At 69.1% G+C, this 12,509-nt stretch carries 14 protein-coding genes; all 14 read left to right on the top strand.

Annotated features, from left to right (window positions below):
* Nucleotides 1-109 precede the first annotated feature (109 nt).
* Entirely contained in the window at nt 110-892 is a 783-nt protein-coding gene (locus QT382_RS06410) for an SDR family oxidoreductase (protein WP_289253202.1), read from the top strand.
* On the top strand, nt 889-1,542 hold the full coding sequence (locus QT382_RS06405) for a YceH family protein (RefSeq protein ID WP_289253201.1): 654 nt from the start codon (nt 889-891) through the stop codon (nt 1,540-1,542). Before QT382_RS06410 ends, QT382_RS06405 begins: the two co-directional genes overlap by 4 nt.
* A complete protein-coding gene (locus tag QT382_RS06400; protein WP_289253200.1) occupies nt 1,543-1,965 on the top strand; it encodes an acyl-CoA thioesterase in 423 nt (140 codons plus the stop codon). It begins immediately after the preceding gene.
* Nucleotides 1,966-2,082: 117 nt separating this feature from the next.
* A complete protein-coding gene (locus QT382_RS06395) occupies nt 2,083-2,667 on the top strand; it encodes an outer membrane beta-barrel protein (protein WP_289253199.1) in 585 nt (194 codons plus the stop codon).
* A gap of 29 nt (nt 2,668-2,696) precedes the next feature.
* Nucleotides 2,697-3,356 (top strand): response regulator, encoded by a 660-nt coding sequence (locus QT382_RS06390; RefSeq protein ID WP_289253198.1) that lies wholly within the window; start codon nt 2,697-2,699, stop codon nt 3,354-3,356.
* Nucleotides 3,353-4,738, top strand: a complete 1,386-nt coding sequence (locus QT382_RS06385; protein ID WP_289253197.1) for a sensor histidine kinase — start codon at nt 3,353-3,355, stop codon at nt 4,736-4,738. Before QT382_RS06390 ends, QT382_RS06385 begins: the two co-directional genes overlap by 4 nt.
* Before the next feature lie 39 nt (nt 4,739-4,777).
* Entirely contained in the window at nt 4,778-5,164 is a 387-nt protein-coding gene (locus QT382_RS06380; RefSeq protein ID WP_289253196.1) for a DUF488 domain-containing protein, read from the top strand.
* Nucleotides 5,164-5,841: a DNA alkylation repair protein gene (locus tag QT382_RS06375; RefSeq protein ID WP_289253195.1), complete on the top strand. Its 678-nt coding sequence runs from the start codon at nt 5,164-5,166 to the stop codon at nt 5,839-5,841. Before QT382_RS06380 ends, QT382_RS06375 begins: the two co-directional genes overlap by 1 nt.
* Before the next feature lie 110 nt (nt 5,842-5,951).
* A complete protein-coding gene (locus QT382_RS06370; RefSeq protein ID WP_289253194.1) occupies nt 5,952-7,205 on the top strand; it encodes a cyanophycinase in 1,254 nt (417 codons plus the stop codon).
* A gap of 40 nt (nt 7,206-7,245) precedes the next feature.
* The gene (locus tag QT382_RS06365; protein ID WP_289253193.1) at nt 7,246-8,361 is read left to right on the top strand and encodes a succinylglutamate desuccinylase/aspartoacylase family protein; all 1,116 of its coding nucleotides are present in this window, start codon (nt 7,246-7,248) and stop codon (nt 8,359-8,361) included.
* 13 nt (nt 8,362-8,374) lie between these two features.
* Nucleotides 8,375-9,763 (top strand): YfcC family protein, encoded by a 1,389-nt coding sequence (locus QT382_RS06360; RefSeq protein ID WP_289253192.1) that lies wholly within the window; start codon nt 8,375-8,377, stop codon nt 9,761-9,763.
* Entirely contained in the window at nt 9,760-10,749 is a 990-nt protein-coding gene (locus tag QT382_RS06355) for a GlxA family transcriptional regulator (RefSeq protein WP_289253191.1), read from the top strand. The genes QT382_RS06360 and QT382_RS06355 overlap by 4 nt, the downstream gene beginning before the upstream one ends.
* Nucleotides 10,746-11,798 (top strand): arginine N-succinyltransferase, encoded by a 1,053-nt coding sequence (locus QT382_RS06350; RefSeq protein ID WP_289253190.1) that lies wholly within the window; start codon nt 10,746-10,748, stop codon nt 11,796-11,798. The genes QT382_RS06355 and QT382_RS06350 overlap by 4 nt, the downstream gene beginning before the upstream one ends.
* Nucleotides 11,795-12,499 (top strand): arginine N-succinyltransferase, encoded by a 705-nt coding sequence (locus QT382_RS06345; RefSeq protein WP_289253189.1) that lies wholly within the window; start codon nt 11,795-11,797, stop codon nt 12,497-12,499. The genes QT382_RS06350 and QT382_RS06345 overlap by 4 nt, the downstream gene beginning before the upstream one ends.
* Nucleotides 12,500-12,509: the final 10 nt, after the last annotated feature.

Raw genomic sequence — 12,509 nt, 5'->3', positions numbered from 1 at the left:
CCGGGATCGGGCCACTCTAGGCGCGAAACCCGGGCCGCGGCATCGGTAGTTCCACTTTGGCAGTGGCCCTGCGTGCTATCGTTTCCGTCAAGGATTTCAAGGACAGACGATGAGCTATGCCATTGACCTCGAAGGCCGTGTCGCCCTGGTGACCGGCGCCTCCAGCGGCCTGGGCGCGCAGTTCGCGCGTACGCTGGCAAAGGCCGGTGCCGGCGTGGTGCTGGCGGGCCGCCGCGTCGAGCGGCTCAAGACCCTGCGCGCCGAGATCGAAGGCGGCGGCGGCGATGCCCATGTGGTGCAGCTGGACGTGACCGACCTGGACAGCATCAAGGCCGCCGTGGCTCACGCCGAGACCGAGATGGGCACCATAGACATCCTGGTCAACAACTCCGGCGTCAGCACCACGCAGCGCCTGACCGACGTCAGCGGCGACGACTACGACTTCGTGATGGACACCAATGTGCGCGGCGCCTTCTTCGTGGCCCAGGAGGTGGGCAAGCGCATGCTGGCCCGGTCCCGCGGCGCGGCGCCCGGCACCTTCACCGGCGGCCGCATCGTCAACATCGCTTCGATGGCGGGCCTGCGCGTGCTGAGCCAGATCGGCGTCTACTCGATGAGCAAGGCGGCGGTCATCCACATGACCCGCGCCATGGCGCTCGAGTGGGGCAAGTACGGCATCAATGTGAATGCCATCTGCCCGGGCTACATAGACACCGAGATCAACCACCACCACTGGGACACCGAGCAGGGCCGCAAGCTGGTCGAGCTGCTGCCGCGCAAGCGCGTGGGCCAGCCGCAGGACCTGGACACGGCGCTCCTGATGCTGTGTGCCAACGAGAGCCATTTCATCAATGGCGCGGTGCTGCAAGCCGATGACGGCTTTGGAGTATGAGTCTGAGAATCCTGAGCGCCCTGGAGGCCCGCGTGCTGGCCGTCCTGGTCGAGAAGCAGCACACGGTGCCCGACAGCTATCCGATGTCGCTGAACAGCCTGACCCTGGGCTGCAACCAGAAGACCGCCCGCGACCCGGTGATGAATGCCAGCGAGAACGAGGTGCTGCGCGCGCTTGACGAACTGCGCGGCATGGACCTGGTGAACCGCGTCAGCGGCAGCCGGGTCGAACGCTATGAGCACAACTTCCGCCGCGGCGCCAATGTGCCCGGCCAGGCCGAGGCGCTGCTGACCACGCTGATGTTGCGCGGCCCGCAGACCGCGGCCGAGCTGCGCTCCAACTGCGAGCGCTTGCACCGCTTTGCCGACATCTCCTCGGTCGAGGGCTTCCTGGAAGAACTGGCCGAACGCCAGCCGCCGCTGGCCCTCAAGCTGGCCAAGGCATCGGGGGCGCGCGAGGCGCGCTGGGCCCATCTGCTGTGCGGCGAAGTGATAGCCGCCGAACCCGCGCTCGCCGCCGCGGGAGGTGTCGACAGGGATGACGAAATCCTGCAGCTGCGCGCCGAGCAGGCGCGCCAGGCGGCCGAGATCGAGCAGCTCAAGGCGCAGCTCGAGAGAATCCGCAGCGAACTGGGCATGGGCGAGGCCTAGATGAAGCTGGAGATTCCCGACAACAAGCGCCTGGTCCACCAGGCCGTGTTCCCCATGCGCTGGGGCGACATGGACGCCATGGGCCATGTCAACAACACCATCTACTTCCGCTACCTGGAGATCGTGCGGGTGGATTGGCTGAACTCGGTCAATGCCGCGCCCAATCCGGCCGGCGAGGGGCCGGTCATCGTCAACACCTTCTGCAATTTCTACAAGCAGCTGGAGTACCCCGGCGAGGTGCTGGCCAAGCACTACGTCAGCAATCCCGGCCGCAGCAGCTTCGACTGCTGGATCACGCTGGAACGCACCGACCGCCCCGGCGAGATCTGCGCGGCCGGCGGTGCCACCACGGTGTGGATGGACTTCCCGGCGCAGAAGTCGGCGCCGCTGCCGGACTGGCTGAGGCGGCTGATAGACGGCTGAAGACGCGCGTCTTTGGCGTCGCCAAAGATTCCAGGTTGCAGGATGCGGAACGGCATTCATTGAATGCCCGGCCGGGGCCATGCCTTGGCCCACCATCACCCTAGCCCTGAGACTTCCATGCGCAAACTGATTCCCACCCTTGTCCTCTTGCCTGCCCTGGCATCCGGCCTGGCCCATGCTTCCGACGGCCCCTATGTCGGTGGTGGCCTGCTGCTGAGGCACTACGACCTGCAGCAAGCCGGCACGACGGCGACCAAGGATTCGGCCAAGGGCCATGTGCTGAGCGGCAAGCTGCTGGCCGGCTTCGAGTTCAACGAACACTGGGCCCTGGAGACCGGCTACCTGGGTTTTGGCAAGCCTGGCTACGACTACCTGACGACGCTGGGCGCGCCGGGCCGGCTCGCCGTTGGTGGCCACGCCTGGTACGGTGCGCTGCGCGCCAGCTGGGACCTGGGCAACCCCTCCTGGGGCGGCTTCGTCAAGCTGGGGGCCGACCGCCTGAGCCAGGAGGTCAGCGGCAGCGGTGCACAGGTGCAGCCGGCCTTCAGCCGCCGCTCGACCGAGCTCTATGTTGCCGCCGGCCTCAAGTACAAGCTCGGCCCCAATGCGGCCGTCACCGTGGAGCTGGAACATTTCGGCAAGCAGCAGGCGCCAGGCAATGCGCTCAACGGCGTCTCGACCGGCCTGCAATTCAAGTTCTAATCCGCCGCCTTTGGCTTTTTGCTCCTGCCATGCACCTGCTGCTGATCGAAGACGACCTGGACCTGGGCAGCGCCTTGCTGGCGGCGCTGCGCCTGCATGGCTTCAGCGTGGAATGGCAGCGCCGCGCCGATGCCGCGCCGCTGCAGCTGGACCCAGGCCTGTTCGACTGTGTGCTGCTGGATTTGAATCTCGCGACCCACAGCGGCTTCGAGCTGCTGGCCCGCTGGCGGCGCCAAGGTGCCAGCACGCCCATCATCGTCATCACGGCCCGCACCTCACTCGACGACAAGCTCGCCGGCCTTGATGGCGGCGCGGACGATTTCCTGGTCAAGCCCTTCGCGCCCGAGGAGCTGCTCTCGCGCATCCGCGCCGTGGTGCGCCGCAGTGCCCGCCAGGCCAGCGAGCGCTGGCGGCTGGGCGAGCTGGAGATCGAGCCGCGCCTCCACGAGGCCCGGCTGGCCGGCGAGCCGCTGGAGCTGTCGCCGCGCGAGTTCCAGCTGCTGGTTGAGCTTGCGCGCGAGCCCGGCGTGGTGGTTCCCAAGCGCCAGCTGGCGCAGAAGCTGGAGCCGCTGGGCGATGCGCTGAACTATGCGGCCATCGAGATGCACGTCTTCAATCTGCGCCGCAAGATCGGCGCCGAGCGGGTGCGCACGGTGCGCGGCGTCGGCTATGCGCTGAACGCGGCATGAGGGCCTCAGCCCTGTGGGCCCGGGCGCGCCAGCCCAGCCTGATGCGACGCATATTCGCCGCGCTGCTGCTGGCCTACCTGCTCGTCGCCCTGGTGCTGCTGGCCAACGACTACCGCGACCTGAAGAGCCGCTTCGAGGAAGACCTGGCGATCAAGTTGCGGGCGGAGTCCATGGCGCCCATTCTGGCCAAGCTGTCCGACGAACGGCAGGCCGGTCTGGTCGTGGCCGCTATCACCGAGCTTTTCAACACGCGCCGCGCCAGCATGGGCAACGAGGGGCAGGTGATCCACCAGCTGCGCCGTGCCGATGGCAGCGTGGTCATGGAGGCACCGGCGGGCCGGCGTCTGGCTTTCGAATCGGCGCCGGGGCAGATCGTCCACACACGCATTGACGGCAAGGCCTTCTGGACCGTCGAGGTGGCCGCCGGCCCCTGGCGCCTGGCCATCGCCGAACCCAGCAGCAGCGACTGGCGCATCCTGGAAGTGCTGGCCGTGGAGATCCTCGACAAGATGCTGCTGGTCTTCCCGCTGGTGCTGCTGCCGCTGTGGCTGGCCGTGCGCAGCGGCGTCGCGCCCCTGCTGCACCTGGCCCGGACCCTGGCCGCGCGGGCGCCGGATGACTTGTCGCCGCTCGGCGTGGCCACGCCCCACGCCGAGTTGCGGCCGCTGGTGGCGGCCTTCGAGCAGTTGCTGGCGCGCCTGCGACGCAAGGTGCAGCTGGAACGCGCCTTCGTGCAGGACGCCGCCCATGAGATGCGAACGCCCATGGCGGCCATCGCGGCGCAGAGCCATGTGCTGGCCCGCAGTCGCGACGAGGCCGAGCGCCAGGCGGCCGAGGCGGCCCTGGCCCAGATGCTGGAGCGCGCGGCCCACCTGAACCAGCAGTTGCTGGAATTGGCCGCGTTGGACGATGGCACTGCGCCCGGTGCGCGCTCTAGCGACCTGGTGCAGCTGATCGAGCAGACCCTGGCACTGGCCCATCCGCAGGCCGCGAGCCGGGGCCTGGAGCTGTCGCTGGAAGCACCCGAGCGACTGCTGTGCGAGCTGGACCTGCCGGCCTTCCAGTCGGTGCTGCAGAACCTGCTGGACAACGCCCTGCGCTATGTGCCCGAGGGCGGCCGCATCGTCGTGAGCCTCGCCGAGCAGGGGCCGGGCTGGCACTTGAGCGTTGCCGACGATGGGCCGGGCATTGCCGTTGAAGCACGCGAGCGTGCCTTCGACCGCTTCTGGCGCGGCGAGCATGCCGGCGTGCGCGGCTCGGGCCTGGGCCTGGCCATCGCACGCCAGGCCGCGCGGCGCCTGGGCGGGCGCCTGGAGATCGAGGACGGCCTGGCCCGACCCGGCGGCTGCGGTGCAGCCTTCGTGCTGAGCGTGCCCCGATAGGCGCTAGCATCGCCCGCAGCGAAGCAGCGAGAGGTAGCCATGGTCATTCGCGTCGTCCGCCTGGGTTCAGATCGAGTCGAGGGCGAGGGCCTGCGCCTGGGCACGGTGCGCCGGCCGCCGCGCGGCGTGCCCAAGAGCGAGTTCGCCTCGCAGAACTGGTACGACCTCTGGTTCCCCAATCTGGCGCCCAGCGCCGAGACCATGAAGCTGGGCCAGGCCGCCGGCACGCCCGCCGAATGGAAGGCCTTTGAGCGCAAGTACCGCGCCGAGATGGGCACGCCCGAGGCCGGGCATGACCTGGCCCTGCTGGCCGCGCTGTCGCACCGCACTCACCTGGCCGTGGGCTGCTACTGCGAGCAGGAATCGCATTGCCACCGCTCCATCCTGCGGGCCCTGCTGGTCGAGAACGGCGCGGCGGTGGAGTGATGGCCGCCAGCGCGCCTACGCTCAAGCAGGCGCTGGCCGAGCTGAAGAAGCGGGCCAGTCCCGAGGTGCTGGCCGGCTATGCCCGCTATGCGATTCCGAGCGAGGGTGCCTGGGGCGTGGCCATGCGCGATGTGCAGGCCCTGGCCAAGCAGCTGGGCCGGCCGCATGTGCTGGCCGATGCGCTCTGGGATGCCGGCATCTACGAGGCGCGCTTGTTGGCCTGCTATGTGGCCGACCCGAAGCGGATGACGGCCGAGCAGATGCAGCGCTGGGTCGAGGGCATGGACAACTGGGCCGTGGTGGACACGGCTTGCTTCGCCCTGTTCGACCGCACGAACCAAGCCTGGGCCCTGGTCAAGGCCTGGACGCCGCGCGAAGAGCTCTATGTGCGCCGCGCCGGCTTTGCGCTGATCTGGGGCCTGAGCGTGCATGACAAGACGGCCAAGGACGCGCTCTTCCTCGATGCGCTGAAGCGTGTCGAGAAGGCCTCCACCGACGAGCGCCATTTCGTGATGAAGTCGGTCAGCATGGCCTTGCGGGCCACCGGCAAGCGCAACGCCGCCTTGCGCGCCGCGGCGGTGGACCTGGCCACCAAGCTGGCAGCTTCCGGCGATGCGACCCAGCGCGCCCTGGGCAAGGAAGCGCTGCGCGAGCTGCAGCCCAAGACCAAGGCCTGAGCGCCGGCCTTGCTTCAATGCGACATGCAATTGCGCCGGCCGCGCCGTGGCCGGGCATGCCCGGCCTTTCCCGATGGTGGCGACGGCAGGGCGCTGCCAAGATGGCGGTCATGCTGTCATCGCTTCTCACTCGCCGCTGTTTCGCGGTCCTGGCCCTGTCGGCTTTGGCCGCGGGCGCACATGCCGAGACGCCGCAGGGCACGGTCATCGCCATCGGTGGCGCGCTCAAGCCCGACAACGCCGCCATCTGGCAGCGCGTGGTCGATGCCGCCGGTGGCCCGGGCGCTCGCATCGCCGTGTTCGCCACGGCGTCCGGCAATCCGCAGCGCGCAGCGGCCCAGATCGTGGAGCCGCTGACCCGCCATGGCGCGCGGCCCGAGGTGATTCCGGTCGCTCCCGGTCTGACCGGCGTGGACCTGCACGCGGCCTTGAACGACCCGGTCCTGATCGAGAAGGTGCGCAGCAGCGGCGGCGTGTTCTTCTCCGGCGGTGGGCAGGAGCTGATCGTCAACACCTTGCAGCCCAAGGGCGAGCCCACGGAAATGCTGAAGGCGATCTGGGCGGTCTACCGGCGCGGCGGCGTGGTGGCCGGCACCAGTGCCGGCGCGGCCATCATGAGCCGCACCATGTTCCGGGACGCGGCGGACGGCATCGCCGTGCTGCAGGGCCGCATCCGCGAAGGTCGCGAATGGGGCCGCGGCCTGGGCTTCGTCGAGAGCGAGCTCTTCGTCGACCAGCATTTCCTCAAGCGCGGCCGCATTGGCCGCATCCTGCCCTTGATGCAGGCGCGCGGCCTGAAGCTGGGCCTGGGCGTGGAGGAAGACAGCGCCGCCGTGCTGCGCGGCTCGCAGGTCGAGGTCATAGGCGCGCGCGGTGTGCTTCTGGTGGATCTGGGCGAGGCCAGCAGCGACGACAAGCTGGGCGCCTTCAACATCCGCAACGTCAAACTCAGCTACCTGGATCGCGGCGACCGGCACGACCTGGCCACCGGCCGCAGCACGCCTTCCGAGCAGAAGCTGGCCGGATCCAAGGTCGATCCGCGCGCCGCCGACTTCGAGCCGCGCTTTCAGGCCGAACCCTTCTTCATTGACATGCTGGCCGACAACGTCATCGTCCGCGCGATGACCCAGCTGATCGACAGCCCCCATGCCGAGCTGCGCGGCATCGCCTTCAAGGGCAAGCCCGGCCCGCAGGACCCGCAGCCCGACCTGGGCTTCGAGTTCCGTTTGCACAAGGCGGCCGAAAGCCTGGCCTGGTCCGGCGCTGACGGTGCCGGTGACTACACGCTGCTCGGCCTGCGCCTCGATGTGCAGCCGGTGCAGATCAGGCGCCCGTTCTATGCGCCGCTGAGCGCCTCGCGCTGAGCGACAGACGAATCCGAAAGAAGACAGAGAGAGACAAGCCATGCGACTCGTGCAGCACGCACTCCCATCCCCCAGCGCCGGCGTTCAGCGCACGCTACGTAGCCTGCACTACGGCCGCGCCGAGAACGGCCGCAAGGTCTACATCCAGGCCTCGCTGCATGCCGACGAGATTCCGGCCCTGCTGGTGGCCCAGCACCTGCGCGAGCAGCTGCAGGCGCTGGACGATGCCGGTGCCATCGCCGGCGAGATCGTGCTGGTGCCCATGGCCAATCCCATAGGCCTGGCCCAGGAGCTGCAAGGCACGTTGTTCGGCCGCTTCGACCTGGCGACCGGCATCAACTTCAACCGCCTCTACAAGCACCTGACGCCGCTGGTGCTACCGCGCCTGCAAGGCAAGCTCGGCAGCGATGCCGCGGCCAATGTGGCGATCATCCGCAAGGAGGGCCTGGCGGTGCTGGCCGAGTGGGAGGCGCAAAGCGAGACCGAGGCCTTGAAGAAACTCTTGCAGACCCTGGCCACCGATGCCGACGTCGTGCTGGACCTGCACTGCGACAACGAGGCCGTCTTGCATCTCTACACCGGCACGCCGCTGGCTGAACCGGTGATGCAGCTGGCCCGCCGCATGGGCGCCGAGGCGGTGCTGCTCGCCAAGGTCTCGGGCGACGATCCCTTCGACGAAACGCTGTCGCGCCATTGGTGGGAACTGGCTGAACAGCTGCCCACCCATCCGATTCCGAATGCCTGCATCTCGGTCACCGTGGAGCTGCGCGGCGAGCACCAGGTCGAGCATGGACTGGCCCGCCAGGACGCCGAGGCCCTGGTCGCCTGGCTGCAGGACATGGGCCATGTGGCCGGCGCAGCGCCTGCGCAGCCCGCAGCGCGCTGCGCAGCCACACCGCTGGAAGGCGTGGAGCCGCTGGCGGCACCGCATGCCGGCGTCATCGTCTTCCACAAGAACCCGGGCGAGCAGGTCGCGGCCGGCGAGCTGGTGGCCGAGGTGATAGACCCGGCCACCGACCAGCGCAGCGAGCTCCGGGCCACGGTCACGGGCGTGCTGTTCGCCCGCGTGGCCAGGCGCTATGCAGCGCGTGGCATGAAGGTGGCCAAGATCGCCGGGGCTGTGGCCTTCCGCAGCGGCAAGCTGCTGTCGATGTGAAGGGGCGGCGTCCATGAAATTGCGCATGCCCAATACCTTCGTGCTGCTGTTCGCGCTGCTGGCGCTGATAGCGCTGGCCACCTGGCTGGTGCCGGGCGGGCAGTACGAGACCACCCTGGTCAACGGCAAGAAGCTGGTCGATCCGAATTCCTTCCGCTACATAGACGCCAAGCCGCAGGGGCCGGTGGCCCTGCTGATCGCGCCGATCAAGGGCTTCGTCGAGGCCGGCCTGATCATCGGCTTCGTGCTGCTGGTCGGCGGCGTGTTCAACGTGCTGCACAAGACCCAGGCCATCGATGCGCTGATCAAGTCGGTGGCCAAGGCCCATACCCGCTCGGCCCTGGTGCGGCGCGCGGTGATCCCGGTCTTCGTCACCCTGTTCTCGCTGGGCGGCGCCACCTTCGGCATGGCCGAGGAGGCGATTCCCTTCGTGCTGATCTTCATTCCGCTGGCGTTGGCGCTGAAGTACGACAGCGTGGTCGGCGTCGCCATTCCCTTCGTCGGATCCCAGGTCGGTTTCGCCACCGCCTTCCTGAACCCCTTCAACGTGGGCGTGGCCCAGGGCATTGCCGGCGTTCCGCTGTTCTCGGGCATTGGCTTTCGCTTCGTCTGCTGGCTGATCTTCACGGCCCTGACCATCGCCTTCCTGCTCTGGTACGCCGCCCGCGTGAAGCGCGACCCGACGCTCAGCCCCACCTATGCGCTGGACGAGCAGCGCCGCCGCGAGCTCAACCTGGCCGAGTTCGAGGCCTTCGCCGGCATGAGCGGCACGCACAAGGCGGTGCTCTTGCTGTTCGCCGGCGCGCTGGGCCTGATGATCGTCGGCGTGGTCCAGTTCGGCTGGTACATCGAGGAGATTGCCGCGCTGTTCCTGGTGCTGGGCATCCTGGTGGGCCTGGTGGCTCGGCTGTCGGCCGACGACTGGGTGGCCGCCTTCCTGCAGGGTGCACGGGACCTGGTCAGCACGGCCCTGGTGATCGCGCTGGCCAAAGGCACGGTGGTGCTGATGCGCGACGCCCATATCGTCGACACCATGCTGCATGCGCTGGCGCCGCTGGTGCAGTCCAGCAGCCCGGTGTTCTCGGCCCAGAAGATGTTCCTGATCCAGTCGGTGATCAACTTCTTCATCCATTCGGGCACCGGCCAGGCGGCCCTGACCATGCCCATCATGGGTCCGCTGGCCGACCTCGTGGGCATCAGCCGCCAGACCGCCATCCTGGCCTTCCAGTTCGGTGAGCTGACCACGCCCATGATCCCGACTTCGGGCATCACCGTGGGCGTGCTGGCCCTGGCCGGCATCCCCTGGGCGACCTGGGCGCGCTGGATGCTGAAGCTGCAGGCGATCTACCTGGTCGCGGCGCTGGCGCTGCTGGCCGTGCCCCACCTGATCGCCTGGCAGTGACAGCAAGACAGTCCCAGCCGCGCTGCTGCGGTGTGCTGTTGACGGCCGAGGCTTCGCTGCTGGCGGCGGCCGCGGTGCAGGCTGCGCTGCTGGGGCTGAACGAGCTGCAGGACGAGGCGGCGTACGAGGCGCCGCTGCTGGCCGAAGCGGGCGGCCTGCTGCGCCTCGCAGGTGGCGCCGCGGTCCAGACCCAGGCCCTGGCCGAGGCCGGCGAGCTGTTCGCGCTGTTCGTCGTGGCCGGCGAGGGTCAGGTCTTGAGCGAGCCCTTGCGCCAGGCCTTGCAGGAGCGTCGCGAGCTGGTGCTGGCCGGCGTCGATGGCGGCGCCTTGCTGCTGGCCGCTGCCGGACTGCTCGACGGCCAGCGGGCCACGGTCGACTGGCGCCTGCAGGACCTGGCCCAGCAGGAGCATGGCGCCGTGGTCTGGTCCGGCCAGGTCTGGGAGATGGCGCAGGAGGGCCGGCGGCTCAGTAGCGCGGCCGGCGTGGCCGTGCTGGACCTGATGCTGGCCTGGGCCGCGCGACTGCATGGCGAGCGCGTCTCGCAGCAGCTGGCCCTGCAGCTGTCGCTGGCCCAGCCGCGCGCTGCGGGCGAGCGCCAGCGTCCGCCCATCACCGAGCTGATGGGCGGTGGCAGTGCACGGCTCAGCGAGGCCCTGGCCCTGATGGAAGCCAACCTCGGCGAGCCGCTGCCCACCGAGGACATCGCCCGCCTGGTGGGCCTGTCGCGCCGCCAGCTGGAACGCCTGTTCAAGCAGCACCTGGACTCGCTGCCCTCGCGCTATTACCTGGAGCTGCGGCTGCGCCGGGCCCAGCGCCTGCTGCAGCAGAGCAGCCAGTCCATCCTGCAGATCGGCCTGTCCTGCGGTTTCGCCTCGGGGCCGCATTTCTCGAATGCCTACAAGAGTTTTTTCGGCCGCACGCCGCGCGAGGAACGCGGCCAGCGCGCCGCGGCCTGGCGCCAGGGCGCGCCTGGGGAGTCCACATGAAGAACCAATCCGAACAACTGCTGCTGCGGCCCTGTGCCGCGGCCGACCTGCCGGCGCTGGAGCGCCTGGCCGCCGCCTCGGTGGACGGCATCAGCTCGCTGCCGAGCGACCGTGAGCAGCTGCGCCAGCGCATCGCGCGCTCCGAGCATGCCTTCGCCAACGAGGACGCGGCCAGCGGCGAGGAGAGCTATCTGTTCGTGCTGGAAGACGCCGGCCGCGTGGTCGGCTGCAGCGGCATAGCGGCCAGCGCCGGCTTCAACGACCGCTTCTACAGCTACCGCAACGAGTTCGTGGTCCATGCGTCCAAGGCCCTGGGCATCAGCCAGCGGCTGCATACCCTGCACCTGTGCCACGACCTGAGCGGCTGCACCCTGCTGACCTCGTTCTACATCGAGCCTGCCTACGAGGACGGCCCGGCGCCGGAGTTGCTGTCGCGGGCGCGGCTGCTTTTCATCGCCGCCCAGGCCGAGCGCTTCAGTGAGCGCATCGCCTCCGAGCATCCCGGCCTGGTCGATGCACAGGGCCAGAGCCCGTTCTGGGATGCCGTGGGCCGGCGCTTCTTCCGCATGGACTATCCGCAGGCCGAGCGCGTGATCGGCGGGCGCAGCAAGGCCTTCATCGCCGACCTGATGCCCACCTCGGCGGTCTATGTGACCCTTTTGCCGGCCGAGGCCCAGTTCGCGCTGGGGCAGCTGCATCCGGTCGGAGAGCTGCCTTTCTCCATGCTGCTGGCCGAGGGCTTCGATGCCGACAGCTATGTGGACATCTTCGACGGCGGCCCGACCGTGGAAGGGCGCTTGCCCTTGCTGGCCAGCGTGCGTCGCCAGCGCCAGCTGAAAGTCGAAGCAAAAACGGGCGAGGCGGGAACTATGGACTGGCATCTGGTCGCGCATTGCGAGCGCTCGCGCTTCCGCGCCGGCCTGGCGCTATTGCCTGTGCGAGGCACTGCAATAGCGGCCAGCCACGAGCTGGTGCAGCGGCTCGGTCTGCAACGCGGCGACCGTCTCAGCGTGACACCGCTGGATCTGGCGGGGGAGGCTTCAGCATGAGCAGCAACTGCCTGATACGCGCGGCCGGCGAAGCCGATCTGCCTACGCTGCTGGGCTGGACCGCGCAGGACGGCTGGCCGGTGGACACCACGCTGCAGCGCGAAGGCGAGCAGCTGTGGGTGGCCGTCGATGCCGAGGGCCGGCTGCGCGGCTGCCTGCGCTTGCGCGAGCGGCTGGGCCTGGTCCTGCCACGCTACAGCTATCACGTGGGCCAGGCCGTGCATGCGGCGGCCGAGCTGCAGCTCTTCCATCGTCAGGCCACGCTGCTGCTGGGCAATGACCAGACCGGCTGCAGCGAGATCTGCTCGCTGGCCGGTGATGAGACCGCGCTGCCGGCGCTGCTCGCCCATGCGCTGGGCCAGCTGAGCCCGGGAGCGCGCGTCGTCGTCGAGCTGCAAGGGCAGCGCGATGCCCGGGGCAGCTCGCCGTTCTGGCGCTCGCTGGGCGCGCATTTCTGCCCACGCGATCCGGCCGAGGCGCGGGCCAGCCTGGGCGAGGCCTGGCTCAGCCACCTGGCTGCGCTGCTGCCGCGCCAGCTGCTCTATGTGTCCTTTCTTGAAGCCGATGCCCAGGCGGCCCTGGGTCGCCATGATGCTTCGCTGGAAGCCGTTGCCCGGCTGCTGAATGCGGCCGGCTTCGCGCCGGGCCAGCATGTGCGCATCGATGACGGCGGTCCGATCTGGGAGCGGCTGGCCGGCTGATCTTTCGGTA

The organism is Pelomonas sp. SE-A7 (genome assembly GCF_030345705.1).
Lineage (GTDB): Bacteria > Pseudomonadota > Gammaproteobacteria > Burkholderiales > Burkholderiaceae_C > JAUASW01.
The sequence above is the reverse complement of the archived record's forward strand: the minus strand, read 5'-3'. Positions and strand labels throughout refer to the sequence as shown.